This window comes from Komagataeibacter oboediens, from assembly GCF_003207815.1.
Taxonomy (GTDB): domain Bacteria; phylum Pseudomonadota; class Alphaproteobacteria; order Acetobacterales; family Acetobacteraceae; genus Komagataeibacter; species Komagataeibacter oboediens.
In genome coordinates, this window is the sequence record NZ_NKTX01000039.1 from 1 (window position 1) to 20128 (window position 20128).

24 protein-coding genes, 1 tRNA gene, 1 other RNA gene and 1 pseudogene are annotated in these 20128 nt (G+C 61.9%); 12 read left to right on the forward strand and 15 right to left on the reverse strand.

Annotated elements, in window-relative coordinates; translation table 11 throughout:
* Window positions 1-98: 98 nt before the first annotated feature.
* The 6 genes from CFR80_RS18935 to CFR80_RS12680 all read right to left on the reverse strand — a co-directional run bounded on the left by CFR80_RS18935 (window position 99) and on the right by CFR80_RS12680 (window position 3842).
* Window positions 99-1421, reverse strand: a complete 1323-nt coding sequence (locus tag CFR80_RS18935; RefSeq protein WP_146221648.1) for a tetratricopeptide repeat protein — start codon at window positions 1419-1421, stop codon at window positions 99-101.
* Window positions 1422-1603: 182 nt separating this feature from the next.
* Window positions 1604-2419 carry a TIGR00282 family metallophosphoesterase gene (locus tag CFR80_RS12660; protein WP_010516084.1) on the reverse strand — a complete coding sequence of 272 codons (816 nt, stop codon included), beginning with the start codon at window positions 2417-2419 and terminating at the stop codon, window positions 1604-1606.
* A gap of 14 nt (window positions 2420-2433) precedes the next feature.
* Window positions 2434-3045: a 5-formyltetrahydrofolate cyclo-ligase gene (locus CFR80_RS12665; protein ID WP_010516085.1), complete on the reverse strand. Its 612-nt coding sequence runs from the start codon at window positions 3043-3045 to the stop codon at window positions 2434-2436.
* 9 nt (window positions 3046-3054) lie between these two features.
* A non-coding RNA gene (gene ssrS / locus CFR80_RS12670) (6S RNA) lies at window positions 3055-3213 on the reverse strand.
* A gap of 9 nt (window positions 3214-3222) precedes the next feature.
* Window positions 3223-3564 (reverse strand): cell division protein ZapA, encoded by a 342-nt coding sequence (locus tag CFR80_RS12675; RefSeq protein WP_010516086.1) that lies wholly within the window; start codon window positions 3562-3564, stop codon window positions 3223-3225.
* A gap of 5 nt (window positions 3565-3569) precedes the next feature.
* A complete protein-coding gene (locus tag CFR80_RS12680) occupies window positions 3570-3842 on the reverse strand; it encodes a hypothetical protein (RefSeq protein ID WP_010516087.1) in 273 nt (90 codons plus the stop codon).
* Between the two features lie 56 nt (window positions 3843-3898).
* On the opposite strand from CFR80_RS12680, the gene CFR80_RS12685 reads away from it, so the two are divergent.
* Together CFR80_RS12685 and thiE are read left to right on the forward strand one after the other, a co-directional pair.
* Window positions 3899-4324: a hypothetical protein gene (locus tag CFR80_RS12685; RefSeq protein WP_010516088.1), complete on the forward strand. Its 426-nt coding sequence runs from the start codon at window positions 3899-3901 to the stop codon at window positions 4322-4324.
* Between the two features lie 213 nt (window positions 4325-4537).
* Entirely contained in the window at window positions 4538-5173 is a 636-nt protein-coding gene (thiE, locus tag CFR80_RS12695) for a thiamine phosphate synthase (protein ID WP_010516089.1), read from the forward strand.
* Window positions 5174-5265: 92 nt separating this feature from the next.
* Here the strand turns inward: thiE and epmA are convergent, their stop codons facing one another.
* Entirely contained in the window at window positions 5266-6285 is a 1020-nt protein-coding gene (epmA, locus tag CFR80_RS12700; RefSeq protein WP_110507487.1) for an EF-P lysine aminoacylase EpmA, read from the reverse strand.
* A 50-nt stretch (window positions 6286-6335) separates the two neighbouring features.
* On the opposite strand from epmA, the gene CFR80_RS12705 reads away from it, so the two are divergent.
* The 6 genes from CFR80_RS12705 (at window position 6336) to CFR80_RS12730 (ending at window position 11919) form a co-directional block, all read left to right on the forward strand.
* Window positions 6336-7394, forward strand: coding sequence for a lysine-2,3-aminomutase-like protein (locus CFR80_RS12705; protein WP_010516091.1), 1059 nt, complete (start codon window positions 6336-6338; stop codon window positions 7392-7394).
* A 96-nt stretch (window positions 7395-7490) separates the two neighbouring features.
* Window positions 7491-8057 (forward strand): elongation factor P, encoded by a 567-nt coding sequence (efp, locus tag CFR80_RS12710; RefSeq protein ID WP_010516092.1) that lies wholly within the window; start codon window positions 7491-7493, stop codon window positions 8055-8057.
* Between the two features lie 105 nt (window positions 8058-8162).
* On the forward strand, window positions 8163-8984 hold the full coding sequence (locus tag CFR80_RS12715; RefSeq protein ID WP_029329708.1) for an inositol monophosphatase family protein: 822 nt from the start codon (window positions 8163-8165) through the stop codon (window positions 8982-8984).
* Window positions 8985-9018: 34 nt separating this feature from the next.
* Entirely contained in the window at window positions 9019-9870 is an 852-nt protein-coding gene (locus CFR80_RS12720; RefSeq protein WP_232275933.1) for an OmpA family protein, read from the forward strand.
* Window positions 9871-9882: 12 nt separating this feature from the next.
* On the forward strand, window positions 9883-10929 hold the full coding sequence (locus CFR80_RS12725; RefSeq protein WP_010516095.1) for a hypothetical protein: 1047 nt from the start codon (window positions 9883-9885) through the stop codon (window positions 10927-10929).
* Between the two features lie 27 nt (window positions 10930-10956).
* Complete coding sequence (locus CFR80_RS12730; protein ID WP_110507488.1) at window positions 10957-11919, forward strand: peptidoglycan -binding protein; 963 nt, start codon at window positions 10957-10959, stop codon at window positions 11917-11919.
* A gap of 672 nt (window positions 11920-12591) precedes the next feature.
* Here the strand turns inward: CFR80_RS12730 and CFR80_RS12740 are convergent.
* From CFR80_RS12740 to CFR80_RS12750, 3 genes are all read right to left on the reverse strand, one after another.
* Window positions 12592-13194, reverse strand: a complete 603-nt coding sequence (locus CFR80_RS12740; RefSeq protein ID WP_232275936.1) for a tetratricopeptide repeat protein — start codon at window positions 13192-13194, stop codon at window positions 12592-12594.
* A gap of 109 nt (window positions 13195-13303) precedes the next feature.
* On the reverse strand, window positions 13304-13429 hold the full coding sequence (ykgO, locus tag CFR80_RS12745) for a type B 50S ribosomal protein L36 (protein ID WP_003617324.1): 126 nt from the start codon (window positions 13427-13429) through the stop codon (window positions 13304-13306).
* Between the two features lie 94 nt (window positions 13430-13523).
* Window positions 13524-14462: a hydrogen peroxide-inducible genes activator gene (locus tag CFR80_RS12750; RefSeq protein ID WP_029329710.1), complete on the reverse strand. Its 939-nt coding sequence runs from the start codon at window positions 14460-14462 to the stop codon at window positions 13524-13526.
* A 126-nt stretch (window positions 14463-14588) separates the two neighbouring features.
* Between CFR80_RS12750 and CFR80_RS12755 the strand changes: the two genes are divergently transcribed.
* The 4 genes from CFR80_RS12755 to CFR80_RS12770 all read left to right on the forward strand — a co-directional run bounded on the left by CFR80_RS12755 (window position 14589) and on the right by CFR80_RS12770 (window position 17254).
* On the forward strand, window positions 14589-15131 hold the full coding sequence (locus tag CFR80_RS12755) for a peroxiredoxin (protein ID WP_010516099.1): 543 nt from the start codon (window positions 14589-14591) through the stop codon (window positions 15129-15131).
* 130 nt (window positions 15132-15261) lie between these two features.
* Window positions 15262-15789, forward strand: coding sequence for a carboxymuconolactone decarboxylase family protein (locus CFR80_RS12760; protein WP_110507489.1), 528 nt, complete (start codon window positions 15262-15264; stop codon window positions 15787-15789).
* A 138-nt stretch (window positions 15790-15927) separates the two neighbouring features.
* Window positions 15928-16004 (forward strand) — tRNA-Asp (locus CFR80_RS12765).
* Window positions 16005-16156: 152 nt separating this feature from the next.
* Window positions 16157-17254, forward strand: a complete 1098-nt coding sequence (locus CFR80_RS12770) for an NADH:flavin oxidoreductase/NADH oxidase (protein ID WP_010516101.1) — start codon at window positions 16157-16159, stop codon at window positions 17252-17254.
* 96 nt (window positions 17255-17350) lie between these two features.
* On the opposite strand, the gene CFR80_RS12775 is transcribed toward CFR80_RS12770, so the two are convergent.
* The 5 genes and pseudogenes from CFR80_RS12775 to CFR80_RS19890 form a co-directional block, all read right to left on the reverse strand.
* Window positions 17351-18169, reverse strand: a complete 819-nt coding sequence (locus CFR80_RS12775; RefSeq protein ID WP_010516102.1) for a fructosamine kinase family protein — start codon at window positions 18167-18169, stop codon at window positions 17351-17353.
* Window positions 18166-18645: a low molecular weight protein-tyrosine-phosphatase gene (locus CFR80_RS12780; RefSeq protein ID WP_110507490.1), complete on the reverse strand. Its 480-nt coding sequence runs from the start codon at window positions 18643-18645 to the stop codon at window positions 18166-18168. Before CFR80_RS12780 ends, CFR80_RS12775 begins: the two co-directional genes overlap by 4 nt.
* Window positions 18646-19212, reverse strand: coding sequence for a gluconokinase (locus CFR80_RS12785; protein ID WP_010516104.1), 567 nt, complete (start codon window positions 19210-19212; stop codon window positions 18646-18648).
* Window positions 19209-19913: a ribose-5-phosphate isomerase RpiA gene (gene rpiA, locus CFR80_RS12790; RefSeq protein ID WP_010516105.1), complete on the reverse strand. Its 705-nt coding sequence runs from the start codon at window positions 19911-19913 to the stop codon at window positions 19209-19211. The genes CFR80_RS12785 and rpiA overlap by 4 nt, the downstream gene beginning before the upstream one ends.
* Before the next feature lie 96 nt (window positions 19914-20009).
* Window positions 20010-20128, reverse strand: a pseudogene (locus CFR80_RS19890) (6-phosphogluconolactonase); the annotation flags it as partial.

Here is a 20128-nt window from a genome sequence, read left to right on the forward strand (position 1 = left end):
TGCGTCCTCAACCGCATGGACATTGATCGCCTCGATCCGCATGCTCACACGACGGACAGCAAGGCATTGTCAAGCTTGAAAAACTTTCGGATCGGGCTCTAAGCGGCCGGACGATTGGAATGCATTGTCCGGGTAATAGAGGGCAATTTTGGAAAGCTTTGGCCTCTGGCATGACAAAACAGCTTATAGATCCTTGTATATTTGTTTATGTGAAAAAAACCATTCATAACAGAACGTATGAATCGAGATCTTTTCAGTTTTACAACCGCCATATATTTAAAAAAAAAGAACCTGTTGCCGCTTGCCCGGATTAATTTATCTAATGTATTTTTATATCTTTTATATTTCGGATTCAGAGAAACAGATTTCTTCCCGTTTTCAATCGCGGCAGAGATATTCCCTTCATATGCATGACATAGTGCCATCAAGTAGTAATACTCACCTTCCTGACCATTTATACCAATCATCGTTTTTACCAGTTCCCGGCATTCATCAAATCGTCCTTCGTCGATAAGGATCAGAGAAAGATATCTCTTGTAATGAAGGCCTGAACCTGAACACTCAATTGCTTTCTTTATGAAATATTCAGCATTTCTTAGATCTCCAATCCTCCTGTAGAGTGTCGACAGATGATATAGATATGATGAATCATCCCGTGTCATCTCGAGTGCTTTCTGAGCAAACGAAAGGGCTGTATACGGATCGACCTTCATAATGGAATGGGAAATTTCGCTATAATATCTGGCTGGTTTTTCTATAGAATGTATTTCTTCCATAAATTCGTTAATGTTGAATTTAAAATTTATAATATCAAGTAACGTTTTTGAAATAATTCCGATATCAGATAAATAAGCCGCCACGAAATGACCAGAATATGGAATAGGAACACGACATATATCTATGTCTTTTGCTATCCTATCGACGTGCCGGGCATCAGAATATTGAAGCGGGTCATAGAATACTATAGTCTTGTGAGGATTTTTTATTACGCTTTCCTCTTCTGTAAAAAATATTCTGTGGGCTTCCCGCAACCATCTCGTCTCCCCAGGCATGACGGATGGATTGATAGAATATTGCGGGGACATGGCAATAACGATTGCGTCCAGGACATTCCCATATCGTATGGCTGCATAGGCTCCCATGCTGATCCCGTATGCAAATACATTCCTATAAGAAGATTTGTATTTTAATATTATATTTATAATATCTTTCATTTCTCCGTATTGATACCACTCATTACTCTTGGATATGACGTGAATGGCATCAATGCCATTTTTTGCGAAAAAGAATTCCCCAAATCCTTCCGATTCAGGTAAAAACTGATCCATATATCCGGTAAATGTTATGACCAGACTGTCGTTTGAGAACCCGCAGGCCGTTTTCAGGAGAATTTTTTCAGAACTATATATGGTATCATGCACCACAATGCTACCTAGTCTATTTTTAATTAATTTTAAATTTCACTTATATAAGTAATTATTTTATTTAATATTTAAGTTATCACAACCTGTTTAAATGTATACACCCCCGGATGGTACCGGGCCATCAAATCCCGATACCACCCCCGATTACCGGCTGACCCTGCATGCGCCCGGTCAACAGATCAGAAATCCGGCAGTGTTGGTGCCAGATGGCCACCCTGCCGCACCGGGGCCATGCGGCGGGCAAGGCCGGTGGCATCATCGGTTTCGACCATCATGCCCGCGATGCTGGCATCGCCTTCAGCAGGTTGCAGGCGGTCACCAGGCATCTTGCGCACGAAGCGCGCAATGGCCGCCTCCTTGCCCATGCCGATCACGCTGTCATAATCGCCACACATGCCTGCATCGGTCTGGAACGCGGTGCCTCCAGACAGGATACGATGGTCCGCCGTGGGCGTATGGGTATGGGTTCCGATCACCAGCGACACCCGTCCATCAAGGAAATGGCCCATGGCCCATTTCTCACTCGTGGCTTCGGCATGAACATCCACCACGGCGGCATGCATGGTCACACCCAGCCGGTGACGCGACAGGATATCTGTAACGGAGCGGAAAGGGTCATCCATCGCATCCATGAACTGTCGGCCCATGATGCTGACAACCAGCGCCTTGCGGCCATCCACCAGTTCCACGACCACACTGCCCTGCCCCGGCGTGCCGGGCGGATAGTTGGCGGGGCGGATGATGCGGGGTTCGCTGCCGATATGGCCGATCAGGTCGCGACGGTCCCAGCTATGGTTCCCCAGTGTAATGACATCAGCCCCCGCTTCCAGCAGGTCGCGCCCGATGGCGGGCGACAGGCCGAAACCATGGCTGGCATTTTCCCCGTTCACCACCACAAGATCGAGTGCAAGGTCGCGCCGCAGGGTCGGCAGGCGGGAAATAACGGCCTCGCGCCCCACGCGCCCGACAATGTCACCCAGAAACAGTATTCTCAAGAAAACAGCCTTTTTTACCGTGTACGCCCGTCGCCACGACACCGGATCCATTCACGTTCGGTCACGATCGCGGGCAATGCCACATCATACAGGCCGGTCGGAATACATGTCACTTCCTGAAAGGACAGGCCAAACCCTACCGCCCGCGCACGCGGCAGGCGCGCCAGCGTGCGGTCATAATATCCTCCGCCATAACCCAGCCGCATGCCGCGCCGGTCAAACGCCAGCAGCGGCACGCATACGATATCGGGCTGCATGGGCGGACCATCGGGATGAAAGGTGCCATAACGCCCCGACTGCAACGCGCAGTCGGGCTGCCAGCGACGAAAAACCAGTGGCTGGCCCCGCGGAGGCGTTTCCGGCAGGGCTATGCACAGCCCGTCCGCATGCAGGGCCTGCATGACCGGGCGCAGGTCACTTTCCCCCGGCAGTGGCCAGACAAGGGCGATACAGTCCCCCGCCCCGCTCATGCCACGCAGGCCGCGTACCATGCGGTGACATAGGGCGTCCTCCACGCCGGCGCGGATGGGACTGGTTGCAAAAGCCTGCCGGTTGCGCGTCATCTGGTGACGCAGGGCCTGTTTGGCGCGTGTGACAGGCCACGACTCGGGATCAAGAGATGTCATGAAAACATATACGGAGCCGCCATGGCCGTTGGTCGGATCAGCCCTCCCGGACCTGCTGACGCAGGTGGGCGCCAGATAACGTGACCACGATCACGACAGTGCCAGCTCCCTAGGAAGTGCTTATCGGCCCAGGGGTTGAATCATGCCTGACGCACCCGGCAGCCCCGCCCCTGTAATCTAGTCTTCTTCCATCGCGGCTGCAATGCTTTCCGCACGTTCGACCAGATGCGCAAGCTGCTCGCGGCGGCGTTCATTCTCGAGACACGCCTGACGGCCCTTCGCCAGCTGGTGGGCTGTGTCGGAAGACATTTTTTCTGCCGTCAGGTCATGGATCTCATCAGCCATAAGCAGGGCCGCAAGCGCCAGCAGGCGTCCCTCCCCGCTATGGCCGCCCAGTTCGCGGATACGGTCGATCCGCCGCTCCACTTCCTGCGCCATGGCCTGCAGGTGCTTTTCCTGCCCTTCCTTGCACCCCACGGCATAGGAAAAGCCGTTGATGCGCACGGTCACCTGGCTCATGGCCGTTATTCCTTCCCGCTGTCAGCTTCGTCTTCGCCCAGTACGTCACGCACGCGGGCAATCAGGGCATCAATATTGGCCGCCAGCGCCTGCACATCCACGGCCGGGGCGGCTGCTGGCGCGGCGATGGACGCCAGTTCCGCACGGCGATCAAGGGCAAACGCAATACGGTTGAGGGCCAGTTCAAGACGATCCGCCGGATCCTTCCCATCAGTCGGAGAAGCGGGGGCGGGGGCAACTTCCTGCCCCGGTGGCATGATAATATCCGACACGTTCATCCTTTCCCTCGTTCCTCCCCTTGAACTGATCGCGCGGTGCGGTTTCAACGTCAAGCATGATCGACAAACATGACCATTCTATGCTCCCCGGCCCTTTCGTCACCATTACCTGCGCACACGACCTGGGGCTGGTCATGACCGTGACGGCATCGTTACGCGCAAACTGTGCCGTGGTTTCCCCACCCGGTGCCGGATGCGTCATGGGGGTGGCATGGTGGACAGCACTGGTGGCCGGCTGCCCGCTGCCGAATGTGCTGGATTGCGGTCAGGCGGCAGGATATGCCGCCACCGCCCTGCGCGCGGGGCTGCGCAACGTCATTGCGCACGTCGCCCCGGCACAGCACCACGCCCTTGCATCTCTGGCGCGGGTCACGGGTGGCCATGTGATGGACCAGCGCCCCGATGCGCTGGACCTGCCGCCCCGCGGGGCCATGGAAGCGCTGGAGCGCTACCTGCGCGATGACAGGAGGATTATTCGATAACAACCGATTGATAGGGAACGATAAAAGTTCTCGGGTGCCGCCAGTTCCCAAAAATGCGGTGCTCCTCCAAGCTTTTTGAAAAAATCTTTGCCAGGAACTTCCCTATGGTCTGCGGATCGATTTTTGTTAGACCTCCGCCAGGGACATACTGGCGGGCGCAGATGCATGCGGGGGCTGTTCCCCATCCCGATGGTGACATAGGATCAGTCCGACATGACCGATTGCCAGCTTTACCTCATCACCCCCGAATCCCTTGATCCGGCGGCCTTCGCCCCCCGTCTGGCCGAAGCGCTGGACGCCGGGCCGGTTGCCGCCGTGCAGCTGCGCCTGAAAAACGTGGATAACGACACGATCCGCCGCGCGGTGGACGTGCTGCAGCCCGTGGCCCATGCGCGTGACGTGGCCTTCATCATGAACGACCGGCCTGACCTTGCCGTCTCCTGCGGGTGCGACGGGGCGCATGTGGGCATGGAAGATGCGGATGTGGTCACGGCCCGACGCATACTGGGCGATGAACTGCAACTGGGCGTCTCATGCTACGACAGCCGCGACATGGCCCTGCGCGCGGGGGAAGCCGGGGCTGATTACGTGGCGTTCGGCGCATTCTTTCCCTCCCCATCCAAGGAAACCGAAGTCCGCGCCGACCCGGCCCTGCTGACATGGTGGAGTAGCATGATCGAACTGCCCGTGGTCGCCATTGGCGGCATCACCCCCGATAATTGCGGCACGCTAGTGCGCGCGGGGGCGGATTTCCTGTCGGTCATCAGTGCCGTGTGGGCCCATCCCGATGGGCCAGGAGCAGGCGTGCAGGCCATGAACGCGGCGATTGCAGCTGCTGAAACCGATTGAAAAATCAGTGGAAGTTTTGGGTGCCGCCTGTTTTCAAGAAAGGCGGCATCCGGTGAAGCATTTTGAAAAAAGCTTCGCCAGTTTCCCAATCTTCAGCCTTCGCCCATCCACTGCACATCGCTGATCCGGCCGGTACCAGCCGCCAGCATCACCAGCCGGTCAAAGCCAAGGGCAATGCCCGCGCATGGCGGCAGGGTATCGAGTGCAGACAGGAAGGCTTCATCCATCGGCCAGTCCAGTCCCGCTTCACCGGGGTAAAGCGCCCGACGCCGCGCGCGATCGGCCTCGAACCGCTGGCGCTGCTCGGTACTGTCGGTCAGTTCCTCGAATGCATTGGCCAGTTCGATCCCGCCCGCATACAGTTCAAAACGCAGCGCGACCCTGGGGTCCGCCGGGTCACGACGGGCCAGGGCCGCCTGACTGGCGGGCCAGTGCGTCAGGAAGGTGGGCCGTATCCGGCCGATATGCGGTTCGATCCGCGCCATCATCAGACGGAAGAACAGGTCTTCCCACGTCTCGCCGCGCCGCAGGTCACAATCCGCGGCCCGGGCCAGGGCCGCGGCATCCCCCTGCGTCGCCAGAATGTCCACGCCGGCATAGCGATGGAATGCATCAGCGACACGCAACCGTTCAAAGGGGGCGGCAATGCCAATTTTATCCCCGCCCGCCCGCACAACAGGCGGCAGGACACCACGCAGCAGGGTTTCCGTCTCGTCCATCAGCGCGTCCAGCGTGGCGGCGGGGCGATACCATTCCAGCATGGTGAATTCATGCGCGTGCAACCGGCTGCCCTCCGCATTCCGCCAGACGCGGGCCAGTTGATACACCGGCAGGCCGGTGGCCGCCACGATCCGCTTCATGGCGAATTCCGGGCTGGTGTGCAGCCATAGCGGCTGGCGCGTGCCATCCGCGCCTGCACGTTCGGTGCTGAAGACCTTCAGATGGACTTCCTCTCCCGGAGTCGGCACGGCATAGGGCGTTTCAACCTCCACATATCCCCGCGCATCAAAAAATGCCCGAACACCCCGCAGCACGAGATTACGCCGCAGCAGGAACGGCAGCCGGTCGGCAATACGGGCGGAATCGGGGTGCGGGACGACAGAATCAGGCATGGGCAGGATCTCCGGTTGCAGCGGGCGGGCGGGCGCAGTACAGCCCCGGCATGGCACCTCCGGTCAATCCCCCCATGCGCACGCTGCGCTCTGTCACGGACCTGCTGGATGCAGGACTGGTGACCCCGGCACAGGCGCCAGGGCTGGAACAGGTCGCCCGGCAGTACGCCACCGCCATCCCCCCCGCCTTTGCCGACCTGATCGAAACCCCCGATGACCCGATCGGGCGGCAGGTCATACCCGATCTGGCGGAATGCCGGACGGACCCGACCGAAGACCCCGACCCGATTGGTGATGACGCCCTGTCCCCCGTGCCGGGAATCGTGCACCGCTATGCCGACCGCGCGCTGCTCAAGCCGCTGCTGGTCTGCCCGCTGTACTGCCGGTTCTGCTTCCGGCGTGAACATGTCGGCCCCGGCGGCGGCGTGCTGGATGATGCGGCGCTGGCCCGCGCACTGGACTGGCTGCGGACACATACGGACATTCATGAAGTCGTGATGACCGGGGGCGACCCGCTCATGCTCTCGCCCCGCCGCATGCGCGCAATCATGACGGCGCTGGAGGGGATGGACCATATCCACACCATCCGCATCCATTCCCGCGTGCCGGTGGCCGATCCCGACCGCCTGAATGACGACATGGCGGCGGCACTTGAAACCACGCGGTCCATGTGGCTGGTGGCGCATGTCAACCATGCCCGCGAACTGACACCCGCCGCCCGCGCCGCCATCCGCCGCGTGCAGGTCCGCGCCATTCCCGTGCTGGGCCAGTCGGTACTGCTGCGCGGCGTGAATGACACGCCCGAAGCACTCGAGGCCCTGCTGCGCGCACAGGTGGCCGCCCGCATCCGTCCCTATTACCTGCATCAGCTTGACCCCGCCCCCGGAACCGCGCGCTTTCACGTGCCCATCCGCGAGGGACAGCGCCTTCTGGCCGCCCTGCGCGGGCGGGTGACGGGTATTGCATGGCCGACCTATGTGCTTGATATTCCCGGTGGCCATGGCAAGGTGCCGATCGCGCCCGACTACCTGCAGACGGGTCCGGACGGATACCTGCACGTGACGGCGCCCGATGGCACGATCCACCGCCTGGCGCGCGAACGCGGGTAAAACACGGGCGAAAAGACAGCCCGCAACCTTGCCCTTCCGCGCGCGGGGCGCTAGAAGCCGAACCGCCATACTTCCCACAACCAGACAGGGACCACCATGAAGCAGCAGGCAAACCTGATCCGCGCCGGACAGGTTATTGAGCACGACGGCCGTCGCTGGACGGTCCTGAAGCAGCAGATCATCACCCCGGGCAAGGGTGGCGCCTTCATCCAGGTGGAGATGCGCGACCTCAAGACCGGCAACAAAACCAACGAACGCTGGCGTACAGCCGATACCGTTGAGCGCCTGATGACCGAGGAGAAGGAATACACCTACTCCTACATGGACGGCGACAACATCGTGCTGATGGACCCCGAGACGTTCGAACAGCTGCTGCTGCCGCTGGACCTGCTTGGTGACCAGGCCCCGTTCCTGCAGGACAACATGACGCTGGTGCTGAACCTTGTCGAAGGTGACCCGGTTGGCGTCGTCCTGCCCGCGCAGGTCACGCTGGAAGTGGTCGAGGCCGATCCCGTGGTGAAGGGCCAGACCGCAAGCTCGTCCTACAAGCCCGCCCGCCTGTCCAACGGCGTAAAGACCATGGTACCCCCCTTCATCGAAGCGGGTGAGCGCATCGTGGTCCGCACCGAGGACAGCACCTACGTCGAGCGCGCCAAGTCCTGATCCCCCACCGGCCGCCGGGGTGTCCCCACCCCGGTCCGGGCCGGTCTTTTCACCCCCAACCCTCCGTTCCACCGCACGAACCAGACAGGACCGATCACCGTGGCAATGCGACTCTCTCCCCATATGACGGTGATGCAGAACGCTGCCCAGAAGGCTGCACGCCGTCTTCTGCGTGACTTCAATGAAGTCGAGCAGCTTCAGGTCAGCATCAAGGGCCCTGGCGATTTCGTTTCGCAGGCCGACCTGCGGGCCGAAACCGCCATCCGCGAAGAACTGGCCCGTGCGCGTCCCGGCTATGCCTTCCTGATGGAAGAAAGCGGCGCTTCGGGAAACGAGGGATGGACGTGGCGGTGGGTGGTCGACCCGCTGGACGGCACGACCAACTTCCTGCATGGCATCCCGCACTGGGCCATTTCCATCGGCCTGCAGCGCCGCCTGCCCGATGGCACGATCGAAATCGTGGCCGGACTGGTATACAACCCCGCCGCCAATGAAATGTTCTGGGCGGAAAAGGGTGTTGGCGCGTTCCTCAATGACCGCCGCCTGCGTGTTTCCGCCCGCCGTTCAATGAACGAGGCGCTGTTCGCCACCGGCATCCCGTTCGCCAAAGTATCGGCCCGCAACCGCCTGTCCTTTGCGCGCACGCTGGGCGCGCTCATGCCGCAGGTAGCCGGTATCCGCCGATTCGGCGCGGCGGCCCTCGACCTCGCATGGGTCGCGGCAGGACGTTATGACGGGTACTGGGAAATGGGCATCAAGCCGTGGGACTGCGCCGCCGGCATCCTGCTGGTGCGCGAAGCAGGCGGCTACGCCACCGATCCCCATGGCATTGACCTGAACGACCTTGGCGCATCCATTGATGCGGTAGCGGGCAACCCGCAGCTTCATGGTCCGCTGCGCGAACTGGTGGCCAGCAGCATCGACTGATGCCAGCCGGACGGGCGGCGGATCGGTTTGCCGATTGCACCCCCGCCCGTCGCCCGGTAGCCTGCCGGGCACGATGCGATACATATCCCCCCTTTTCCACCCCCGGTCCCTGCATGGGCTGATCATGCTGGGTGCTGCCGCAGCCGGCCTGTCCTTATCCGGCACGGCTGCAAACGCACAGGTCACGACCAGCCGGAATGCGCTTGACGCGCTGGGCACGCCACGACGCCCGGCCATTCTGCCCGATGGCGGCAGCATGTCCGCCTCCCCTTCCGGCACCACGACAGCCGGTCCGGACAACAGCGCAGGCAGCGGCACCGCCAGCAGGGGGGGCGGTGATATTCCCGGCAGCCACGCACCCGCCACGGCCATTGCGTCACCCGCGGCCATTGCATCCCTGCCGCCGGTTGCCACAAAGCCACCCGACAATCCCGTACTGCGGCCGCCGGAACTGCATGTGCCGACCCATCCCTTCCCCATGCCGCCCGAAGTCAAGGCCGACCCGCAGGCCCGTGGGCGGGCGGAACGGATTACCGGCGGCACGCGCCTGCACTTCGCCACGCAGGCGGCGGACATGAATTCCCGCATGATCGCGGCGCTGCAAACATTTGCCACAGTCATGCAGAAGCTGCCTGACCAGCACATCAGCATCACCGCCTACGGCGAAGGCCGCGCCGATGATCCGTCCACGCCCCGCCGTGTTGCGCTGTCGCGCGGGCTTGCGGCGCGTTCGGTGCTGCTGCATGCGGGGATCGCCCCCACGCGCATCTATGTCCGGGCAGTGGGCCTGCCGGATGAAAATGCCCATGGCGCGGGCGCGGATTGTATTGACGTCACCCGTTCGGGTGTGGTGGCCTCAAATTCTACAGGCTCACCTTCACGTTAAGGAAACCACTGCGTGACACGACCGACGACCTATCTTGTACGGGTTCTGCTGTTCCTTCTGGCTGTCGGGGTTGTCGCAGCCCTGCTTTCCTCCACCCTGTATCAGGCCTTCTGTAACAATCCCTACCTTGACGGCCTGATCATCGGCATCCTGCTGCTGGGCATCGGGTGGAACATTTCCATGATCCTGCGGCTGATACCGGAAGTACGCTGGGTCAATATCCTGCGTCACCCGCGTGAAGGGCTGACCGCGCCGCCGCCGCCACGCCTGCTGGCCCCCATGGCATCCATGCTGGCCACCCATGACAAGGGGCGCAGGCTGACCCTGTCGGCCCCGGTCATGCAGTCGCTGCTGGACAGCCTGTCCGCGCGCCTGGATGAAGGCCGCGAACTGTCGCGTTACCTGACGGGGCTTCTGATCTTCCTTGGCCTGCTGGGCACGTTCTATGGCCTGCTGCTGACGGTTGGCTCCATTGCCGACGTGATCGGCAACATGTCGGTAGGCAGCGGGGACACCACCGTCATGTTCGACCAGCTCAAGACCGGGCTGGCGGGGCCGCTGCACGGCATGGGCACGGCGTTTTCGGGTTCCATGTTCGGACTGGCGGGCGCGCTGGTGCTGGGGTTTTTGGACCTGACGGCGGGACAGGCGCAGACGCGCTTTTTCAATGAACTGGAAGAATGGCTGGCCACCATCACCCGCCTGTCGGCGGGCGGCCTGCAGGTCGGCGGCAACAACGCCAGCATTCCGGCCTATGTGCAGGCGCTGCTGGAGCACACGGCCGAAAACATGGAAAAACTTCAGATGCTGCTGGCCCGCAGCGAGGAAACCCGCGCGCAGGAACAGCGCCTGCTGACCGCGCTGAATGACCGTCTGGCGCAACTGGCGGACAGCCGGGGGGAAGAACACCTGCAGGGCATCGAATCCCTGCTGGCCCGGCTGGTGCAGGAATCCGCGGCGGGACGGGAGCAGATCGCAACCGATATACGCAACGACCTGCGCCTGCTTGCGCGCACCATTGCCGCAAGCGCCCCCGGAACGAACCACTCCGCTTCCTGACCGTATTCCAAGGCCGAGGTTCATCCCATGGCGCGTCGTTCCCGTCGCTCGATCCGTTCCGAACTGAATGCATGGCCCGGCTATGTTGATGCACTGTCAACACTGCTTATGGTCATCATATTCGTGCTGCTTGTGTTCGTGCTGGGGCAGGCCTTCCTGTCCGTCACGCTGAACAAGCGCCAGCAGGCCCTTGACCAGCTTGAGCGTGAGGTGGCGAAGCTGGGGCAGATGCTGTCCCTTGAACGCAGCCATACCACCGCCCTACAGGGCGAGGTCGCCAGCCTGCACAAGGCGCATGACGCTGACGTGGCCACCGCAACATCACTGACCGCACAGCTGAATCAGCAGACCAGCGAACGCGACAGTGCGCAGGCCCATGCCACCGCGCTGGATGACCAGGTGGCGCAGCTTCGTACGCAGCTTGGCGCCATTAGCGAGGCGCTGGAAGTCACCGAAAACGAAGTGCATGACCGCGACCAGAAAATCAGCAACCTGGGCATGCAACTGAATGTGGCGCTGGCGAAAAAGGTCGAGCAACTGCAGCAGTACCGTTCCGAATTCTTTGGTCGCCTGCGCAGCGTGATGCAGGACCACAAGGGCGTGCAGATTGTCGGGGACCGCTTCGTATTCCAAAGCGAGGTGCTGTTCCCCGTCGGCAGCGCCGAACTGTCGCCGGAAGGGGTGCAGGAAATCAGGATTCTGGCCAAAACCCTGCGTCAGGTCGCAGCACAGATCCCGCCGGATGTGCCGTGGATCCTGCGTGTGGATGGCCATGCCGACCGCCAGCCCATCCACACTGCGTTCCCCAGTAACTGGGAACTGTCATCCGCCCGCGCTATTACGGTGGTCAAGCTGCTGATTGCCGAAGGGATCGACCCGCACCATCTGGCCGCAACCGGCTTTTCCGATTACCAGCCACTGAACCATGGCACGACCCCCGATGCGCTGGCACGTAACCGGCGCATCGAATTCCGCCTGACAGATCGCTAGATATCCATCTGTCCCCGCTGACGTGCATCTTTCCACCGAAGTGGAAGGATGCACTCCAGCCAGGACCAACGATGGACGCGCCATAACGGTAACATTGTCCGGAAGCATGAAGATCATGGCAAAGCGTGACGGGATCAACCGCACGTGCCATGACAGGATCGCACCGATGCAGCGAATCGGTGTATTGATCCAACGGCTTCTTCTCTGACAGGCTGGCCGATCAGGCCCGCATCATATGCCGCGCCCTGCTGTCCATGAGAACACGTAGCCCACATGATCAGGAACCTCGATCGTCAGGCGCGTTGACGACAGCGCGCACATCCTGATGGCCGGCAAGCTGGTAATGGAGCGTTGCCTCCGCTCCATCACCGGCCACGGCTTTGTGGAAAACGATATTTTCAGAAAAGACCAGAATTTCAGGCAGATTTTTCGCTGGATAGCTGTGTCCCCGGACCGTTCACCTGGCTACCCGGGGCCGGACATTCCGATTTCAGCCCGGCATCGACCGGCTCCCTGCTCCCGTTGATAACAGTGCCGGTCGGGATTACCTGAACCCGACAACCATCATGGCTATCATCCGTCGGGCCATAGGCATGGATCGTGCCTGCATTCATCACCGCGGCGCTCGCGCCCGGACAGATGCCATCGGTATCATCCACCCTGATCCCTTGATCAGGTCGGCTGTCCGAAGGCTTTCAGGCGCAAACGCTGTGTTTCATGATCGGCATCGGGTGTTGTCGGATCAAGCTGCAGCACGTGCTGCCACGCCTTCCACGCAGCCTGCCAGTCGCCACGCTGTTCTTCGGTCTCTTCAAGGATTTTCCACGCCGTCACGTCGCGCCCATCATGGTGCAGCGCCACGCCAAGGTCGGCAACCGCGCCATCGGGGTTCGCCGCGGCAAGACGGGCCTGTGCGCGGTTACGCCACAGCACCTCCTCATCCGGTTGCAACAGCAGGGCATCATCCATGTCCTGTACCGCATCCAGCGGGCGCTGGGCGTCAAGGTCATCCTGTGCGCGCTTGAGCAGCAGATTGGTGGTGGGGGCAAGATCCTTCTGCCGTATCCGTTCGATCCGGACCAGCAGGTCACGCGCACCACGGACGTTGGCGGCATGCGCCAGTTCAGTTTCCAGATCCACCAGCGAAGGTTCAGCGTCCGCCTTGTCCCTGTCATGGGCATGGATGCCTGCGGCAGCGGGGCCTGCGTGCTGGTCCACCCCGTGTGACGGCAGGGCGGCACGGGCCTCTGGGCCATGGCCCAGCAGGGTTGTCAAAAAAATCAGGGGTACGCACGAAAAGCCGCGAAAACAGGTCTTTAAAAACCTGCCTGCGCAGCTTTGCGGCTGTTCAAAGAAGAACCTGACGGTCAAGGCCGTCCGGCAATCAGCCCTGACGGGCCTTCATGCGGGGGTTCTTCTTGTTGATGACATAGACCTTGCCACGGCGACGGACCACACGGCAGTCCTTGTCCCGAACCTTGGCCGACTTCAGGCTGTTTCTGATTTTCATGATCCGACCCTCGATTAGCGGCGGAAGACCGCCAAAGAGGCGCCCGAATACCCTTGCCTGCGCCAAGAGTCAACTCTTGGGCCGGATTCTGGGGTCATTTCCCCGCCAAATTCGTATCCGTGATCGAATCCGGCACGAAAAACGGGGCGATGGTCTGGAAATCGGCAGTGCGGGGCGAACGTGGCCGCCAGGCCAGCCCGATGGTGCGCCATGCCTGCGCCCCGGTCACGGGACGCACCACCAGGTCCTGCCCCGCCAGCAGCGGGGAATCGACCGCAAGCCGGGGCAGCAGCGCAAGGCCCATGCCCGCCGCGACCATTTCCACCATGGTGTACAGGGAACTGACGGTGCATTCGGCCTCGTCTTCGGGCTGCCCCCAGCTTCGGGCCTGCCGGCACAGCGCCAGCGTCTGCTCACGCAGGCAGTGCCCGTCCTCCAGCAGGATCATGCGTTCATGCGCGATGCTGCGCACCGGCACCTCCGGCAGGCGCGCCAGCGCATGCCCGCGCGGCATGACCAGCAGGAAGGGATCGCGCCACAGGGGCAATGTCTCGCTATCGGCGCAGTCACACGGCATGGCCAGCAGCACGAGGTCCAGCCGTCCTGCCGCCAGCTTTTCCATCACGTTATGGGTCATGTCCTCGTTCAGGGACAGGCGCAGCTGCGGATAGGCTTCGGGCAGCCTGCGGACCAGCGCGGGCATGACAAAGGGGCCGATGGTGGGAATGACACCAAGACGCAGCAGGCCGCTCATCGGTTCACGCGACGCCACGGCCACGTCCAGCACGCCCTGCAACGCCTCCAGCGCCGCGCGGGCGCGCACGACCACCTTATCCCCCAGCGGGGTGAAGACGACCTTCTTGCCCACGTCACGGTCAAGCAGCCTGACATCCATCTGGCGTTCAAGGGCCAGTATCCCGGCGGAAAGCGTGGACTGCGTCACCGCGCATGCCCTGGCGGCCCGACCGAAATGACGCAGCTCGGCAAGGGTGACAAGATAGCGCAGCTGCTGCGCGGAAGGCATTGGAAGCATCGATCATTCCGATCATGCATATGTAAATTATTCAATAGCGTGATAGCATCCGCCCCGGCATAGATACAGCCCGCGGGGCGGCGTGTCCGTCCCGGCCATATACAACCCCAACAGGAGATCACCCTGATGCTGACAGTCGGTGACAAGTTTCCCGCCTTTAACCTGAGCGCCGTTCCCGGCGGTCCCGAAGGACTGAAGGGCGATTTCGTCCAGATCACGGACGAATCCAACGAAGGCAAGTGGAAGGTCGTCTTCTTCTGGCCGCTGGACTTCACCTTCGTCTGCCCCACCGAAATCGTGGCTTTCGGCAAGCTGGCCGGTGAGTTCAAGGACCGTGACGCGGTGGTTTATGGCGTGTCGATCGACAGCGCGTTCGTGCACCTGAACTGGCGCCTGAACCATGCCGAGCTGAAGAACCTCGAAATCCCCATGCTGTCGGACATCAAGCGCGAGCTGATCGAAAGCTGCGGCGTGATGGCCCAGCAGGCAGGTGCCGCGCTGCGCGCCACCTTCATCGTGGACCCGCAGGGCATCATCCGCCATGTCAGCGTCAATGACCTGTCGGTTGGCCGCAACCCGCAGGAAATCCTGCGTATCCTTGACGGCCTGCAGAGCGACGAGCTGTGCCCGTGCAACTGGAAAAAGGGCGACGCCTTCATCAAGGCCTGATCCCGCATGACCGGACGCCCTGCCACCATGCGGGGCGTCCACGCCGCCTGTCCCGGTCCCTGCCGCGCATGCAGGGACCGGGACAGGTGGTGATCACCCTTTTCCCCACGACATTATACGGAGCCCGTCCATGTCCATCGACTCCCTCAAGGCCGCCCTGCCCGATTACGCCAAGGACCTGAAGCTGAATCTCGGCTCCCTTGCCAATGACTTCGTGCTGACACCCCAGCAGCTTGGCGGCACGTTCATCGCCTCCGCCATCGCATCACGCAATCCGGCGGTCACACACGCGCTGGTGGCGGAATATGGCCCCAAGCTGTCACCGGAGGCCCTGCAGGCCGCGCGGGCGGCAGCCGCCATCATGGGCATGAACAATGTCTATTACCGCTTCGTGCACCTGGTCGGTGGGGATTATGAGAAGATGCCCGCACGCCTGCGCATGAACGTCATTGCCAATCCCGGCGTGGACAAGGCGGACTTTGAACTATGGGCCATGGCGGTCTCCGCCATCAACGGGTGTGGCCTGTGCATGGAAAGCCACGAGCGCCAGCTGCGCGAAGCGGGCATCACGTCCGAACAGATCCAGGCCGCCGTGCGCGTTGCCGCAACCGTGCATGGCGTGGCCGTGACGCTTGATGGCGTGGAAATCCCCGCCTGATCTGCCTTCACCCCCCACAAAACGCCATGAACATGAATGTCATGGCGTTTTTTTTCGCCTGCCCTGTTGCCATGACCGGGCCAGCCTGTTATTTGCCCTTTCACCGAACGGTTGCAGCCCCACGGGGCAGTAACGGATGCGGGTGTAGCTCAGTTGGTTAGAGCGCCGGCCTGTCACGCCGGAGGTCGCGGGTTCGAGCCCCGTCACTCGCGCCATTCTTCGGTGCCTCCATTTTCCATATAAATCTGTTACATGGGGCAGTTCCTGCTGAAGCCTGTCCTGTCGTTTCAGCATGCCCTTACGCATTGCGTCATGCCCCCGACATGCCCAGTCTGTGACCGGATTCCCGTCTGACGGAGTAACGGCCATGACTGATCTCTTTACCCCCTATACACTCAGGGGCGTGACCCTGCGCAACCGAATCGCCGTATCCCCCATGTGCCAGTACATGGCGCACGATGGCGTGGTGAATGACTGGCACACCGTGCATTATCCCGCCCTTGCCCGTGGCGGCAGCGGACTGGTTGTGGTGGAAGCTACCGCCGTCTCGCCCGAAGGGCGGATAACCCCCGGCTGCCTTGGCCTGTGGAATGACACGCAGGCCGAAGCCTTCCGCCCGCTTGTGCACGCCATACGCGACGCCGGGGCCGTGCCCGGCATCCAGATCGCCCATGCGGGCCGCAAGGCCAGCGCCAACCGCCCGTGGGAAGGCGACGACCACATCGCCGCCGATGACCCGCGTGGATGGGACACCATATCCCCTTCCGCCATTGCCTTTGGCGCCAACCTGCCCAAGGTTCCACGCGCCATGACGATGGCGGACATCATTCGCGTGCGGCAGGATTTCGTAGCCGCGGCCGTGCGTGCGCGTGACGTGGGGTTTGGCTGGCTCATGCTGCATTTCGCCCATGGCTATCTGGGGCAGAGCTTCCTGTCCCCCCATTCCAACCAGCGTGACGACAGTTACGGCGGCAGCCTTGAAAACCGCGCGCGCTTCCTGGTGGAAACCCTGCGTGATGTCCGCACCGTCTGGCCCGAAGACCGACCCCTGAGCGCCCGTCTTGGCGTAATCGAATTTGATGGCCATGACGAACAGACTGTGCAGGAGGCCATTGCCGTTGCGAAGGTCTTTCGCGAATCGGGTCTGGACTTCCTTGATGTCAGCATCGGCTTTTCCACGCCCACGGCGAAGATTCCATGGGGGCCGTCCTTCATGGCCCCGGTCGCGCAGCGCGTGCGGCGCGAAACCGGCCTGCCGGTGGCGACAAGCTGGTACCTGGGCACCGCCCCTGCCATTGACGGACTGGTGCGCGGGGAAAAGATCGACGTGGCGATGATCGGTCGCCCGTTCCTTGAAAACCCGCACTGGCCATACGCGGCGGCACGCGCGCTGGGCCGCGAGGATGCGGCATGGGTGCTACCTGCCCCCTATGCCCACTGGCTGGCGCGCTATCGCTCCGCCTGATTGATGAATGAGAAAAGTTTTTGGGTGCCGTCTTTTTCAATAAAGGCGGCGTTCCCTGAAGCTTTTTGAAAAAAGCTTCACCAAAAACGTCTTTAATTAAAATCCGGCATCATTCAGGTACTGCGCCACCATGGGCCGATAGGTCACACCAAACAGACGCAGGTGCACCAGCGCGATCCACAGGCGGTAGATGGCAAAACGGACCTCATGCCCGCGCTCAGGCACGCCGTAACGGGTGTAAAATCCCGCAGGCGGCTGGTTGAACACACCCAGCGTGGCAAGATCCACCTCGGCATGGCCATAATAGCAGCACGGATCAATCAGCCCTGTCACATGCTGGCCTGACACCAGCACGTTGCCACCCCATAGATCTCCATGCAGCAGGCAGGGCGCAGGCGTCGCAGGCAGTAGGTCCGGCAGGTGGCGCAGCAGGGTTTCAAGCTGGCGGGCAAGGTCGATGGGCACATGGTCCAGATGCACAGCGATCCGGCGCTGCGCCCAGAAATCAGGCCATGTTTCCGTCCAGTCATTGCACACCTTCACCGCGCCAACGGCATACCCGCCTGACCAGCCGTAACGCATCATGCCACCCTCGGGACGCCCGGTGTGCGCAAGGGCGATCACACGCGCCAGATCACCCCAGCAGCGCGACAACCGGCCATCGGCAGGCAGATACTGCAGCACCAGCGCGTCCTCATCCACGGCCAGCACGTCAGGCACCGGCGCACCCGTCAGCCCAAGGGCACGCAGCATGTCGGCTTCCGCCACCGGGTCAGGCCCATTCTTGACGACAACCTTGCGCCCGTCATTGAGATAGACCAGCAGCACCTGCGCCACGTCGCCGCCGGGCAGGGGGTGCCAGTTCCATAACCCCGCGCCCAGAAGGGCCGCGCCATGCCGGGCAAGGCGCGTCACGACCCGTCGCGCCGCAGCCTGTCCACCAGTGCTGCCGCCCCTGCCGCAACATCACGCCATGTGGTGTCGAACCCGCTGGCATCGCCATAATACGGGTCGGCCACGGCATGGCCCGTCCGCCCCGGCACATGGTCAAGCAGCAGCGAGACCCGCGCCCGGCTGCCTGCCGGCTGCATGTCCAGCAGGTGCCTGAGGTTCGCATGATCCAGGGCAATGATGTGGGTAAAACGGTCGAAATCGTCTACCGTGACCACGCGGGCACGGTAATGGGTGATGTCGATACCATGCCTGCGGGCAACGGCGCAGGCACGACGGTCGGGTGGCGCGCCTGCATGCCAGTCCCCCGTCCCCGCCGAATCGACCGTAACCTGCAGCCCGGCCTGACGGGCGGCCGCGCGGAACGCGGCCTCCGCCAAAGGCGAGCGACAGATATTCCCCATGCAGACAAACAGGACCGCAGGTGCCGTATCGGTCATTCAGCCCCTTTCGTGGGTACGTTCGGGAAATCTCTGCCGCAGCAGACCGATGGTCTCGGCAATCAGGTCGGCAGGGGTTTCTTCCAGATGCACGACAACCGGATGTTCGTCAGCCGTGGGCGGTTCCAGCGTGGAAAGCTGACTGGGCAGCAGGCTGGGCGGCATGTAGTGCCCGCGTCGACGCTGCAGGCGTTCGGCCAGCACATCCTCGGGAATCTGCAGATAGACGAACACCACGTCCGCCGCCCCGTCCGCGCGCAGCAGGTCACGGTATGAGCGCTTCAGCGCCGAACAGGTCAGGATCCCCCCCTGCCCCGACGCAATACGGTCCAGCAGCCATTTATGGCATTCCTGCAGCCACGGCAGGCGGTCCGCATCGGTCAGGGGAATGCCCGCCGCCATCTTTTCCACATTGGCGCGGGGATGCAGCAGGTCACCTTCCTGATAGGGCCAGCCAAGCAGGTTGTGCAGCCCTTCCGCCAGCGTGGTCTTGCCGCAGCCCGACACCCCCATGATGACCAGAACCAGCGGCCGGATGCCCTGATCCTGCAGGCCCGGCCCGGTCATGCCGCAACCAGCTTCTGCAGACCACCGGCGGTCGCTACGATCACTTCGGACGTACGGCCAATGAACAGCCCCGTCTCGATCACGCCCACGATCGGCGCAAGCTGGGCCTGCAACTTCGCGGAATCGGCAATTTCGCCGAAATGACAGTCCAGGATCATGTTCCCCCCATCGGTCACGAATACGTTGCCACTGCGATCCAGCCGCTGGGTGATGCGCGCGCCCAGTGCCTCGATCTGCCGGGCGGTGGAGGTCCAGCCGAATGTCGAGACCTCGACCGGCACGGGCACGCGCGCGCCCAGCCGGTCAACCAGCTTGCTGTCATCCACCACGACCACGAATTTGCGTGACGCCGCCGCCACGATCTTTTCACGGAACAGCGCACCGCCCAGCCCCTTGATCAGGTTGAGCGACCCGCGCTCGACCTCATCCGCGCCATCGATATCGATGTCGATCTGTGGGTGGGTTGCGAACGTCACCAGCCTGATGCCATGCGAACGCGCCTGCTCGGCCGAACGTTCGGACGTGGGAATGGCGGAAAAACGCAGCCCCTCCGCCCAGCGGCGGCCCAGTTCCTCGATCATGAAGGCCGACGTACTGCCGGAGCCAAGCCCGACCACCATGCCTTCCCTGACCATGTCGGCAGCTTCGATCGCCGCCTTGCGCTTCAGTTCTGCCCTGGGGTCCGTATTATGGGTGGACATGCGCTGCTTCCTCTCCTGCGGGGCATCCCGCTGCCGGGTGTCCCGTCGTTTTTATTGAACCGTCATCCGTATCATACAGACACGACACTCAGGCACTTATTGTCCCGCCGCCGCCTTGTCCATAAGCCAGATGAGTTCGCCTTCGGTCGTGATGTGGCTGGCGGGTTCCGCCGGGTCACCGGCGCGTACCTTCGCAAACGCCTCGCGCTTGCCCG

What these genes read in the sequence shown, in the direction of transcription:
- CFR80_RS12665 (WP_010516085.1), bottom strand. Translation starts at nt 3,045, where the DNA reads ATGACATCTCTTGATCCCGAGTCGTGGCCTGTCACACGCGCCAAACAG.
- CFR80_RS12675 (WP_010516086.1), bottom strand. Translation starts at nt 3,564, where the DNA reads ATGAGCCAGGTGACCGTGCGCATCAACGGCTTTTCCTATGCCGTGGGG.
- CFR80_RS12680 (WP_010516087.1), bottom strand. Translation starts at nt 3,842, where the DNA reads ATGAACGTGTCGGATATTATCATGCCACCGGGGCAGGAAGTTGCCCCC.
- CFR80_RS12685 (WP_010516088.1), top strand. Translation starts at nt 3,899, where the DNA reads ATGATCGACAAACATGACCATTCTATGCTCCCCGGCCCTTTCGTCACC.
- thiE (WP_010516089.1), top strand. Translation starts at nt 4,538, where the DNA reads ATGACCGATTGCCAGCTTTACCTCATCACCCCCGAATCCCTTGATCCG.
- epmA (WP_110507487.1), bottom strand. Translation starts at nt 6,285, where the DNA reads ATGCCTGATTCTGTCGTCCCGCACCCCGATTCCGCCCGTATTGCCGAC.
- CFR80_RS12705 (WP_010516091.1), top strand. Translation starts at nt 6,336, where the DNA reads ATGGCACCTCCGGTCAATCCCCCCATGCGCACGCTGCGCTCTGTCACG.
- efp (WP_010516092.1), top strand. Translation starts at nt 7,491, where the DNA reads ATGAAGCAGCAGGCAAACCTGATCCGCGCCGGACAGGTTATTGAGCAC.
- CFR80_RS12715 (WP_029329708.1), top strand. Translation starts at nt 8,163, where the DNA reads ATGCGACTCTCTCCCCATATGACGGTGATGCAGAACGCTGCCCAGAAG.
- CFR80_RS12730 (WP_110507488.1), top strand. Translation starts at nt 10,957, where the DNA reads ATGGCGCGTCGTTCCCGTCGCTCGATCCGTTCCGAACTGAATGCATGG.
- ykgO (WP_003617324.1), bottom strand. Translation starts at nt 13,429, where the DNA reads ATGAAAATCAGAAACAGCCTGAAGTCGGCCAAGGTTCGGGACAAGGAC.
- CFR80_RS12750 (WP_029329710.1), bottom strand. Translation starts at nt 14,462, where the DNA reads ATGCTTCCAATGCCTTCCGCGCAGCAGCTGCGCTATCTTGTCACCCTT.
- CFR80_RS12755 (WP_010516099.1), top strand. Translation starts at nt 14,589, where the DNA reads ATGCTGACAGTCGGTGACAAGTTTCCCGCCTTTAACCTGAGCGCCGTT.
- CFR80_RS12760 (WP_110507489.1), top strand. Translation starts at nt 15,262, where the DNA reads ATGTCCATCGACTCCCTCAAGGCCGCCCTGCCCGATTACGCCAAGGAC.
- CFR80_RS12770 (WP_010516101.1), top strand. Translation starts at nt 16,157, where the DNA reads ATGACTGATCTCTTTACCCCCTATACACTCAGGGGCGTGACCCTGCGC.
- CFR80_RS12780 (WP_110507490.1), bottom strand. Translation starts at nt 18,645, where the DNA reads ATGACCGATACGGCACCTGCGGTCCTGTTTGTCTGCATGGGGAATATC.
- CFR80_RS12785 (WP_010516104.1), bottom strand. Translation starts at nt 19,212, where the DNA reads ATGACCGGGCCGGGCCTGCAGGATCAGGGCATCCGGCCGCTGGTTCTG.
- rpiA (WP_010516105.1), bottom strand. Translation starts at nt 19,913, where the DNA reads ATGTCCACCCATAATACGGACCCCAGGGCAGAACTGAAGCGCAAGGCG.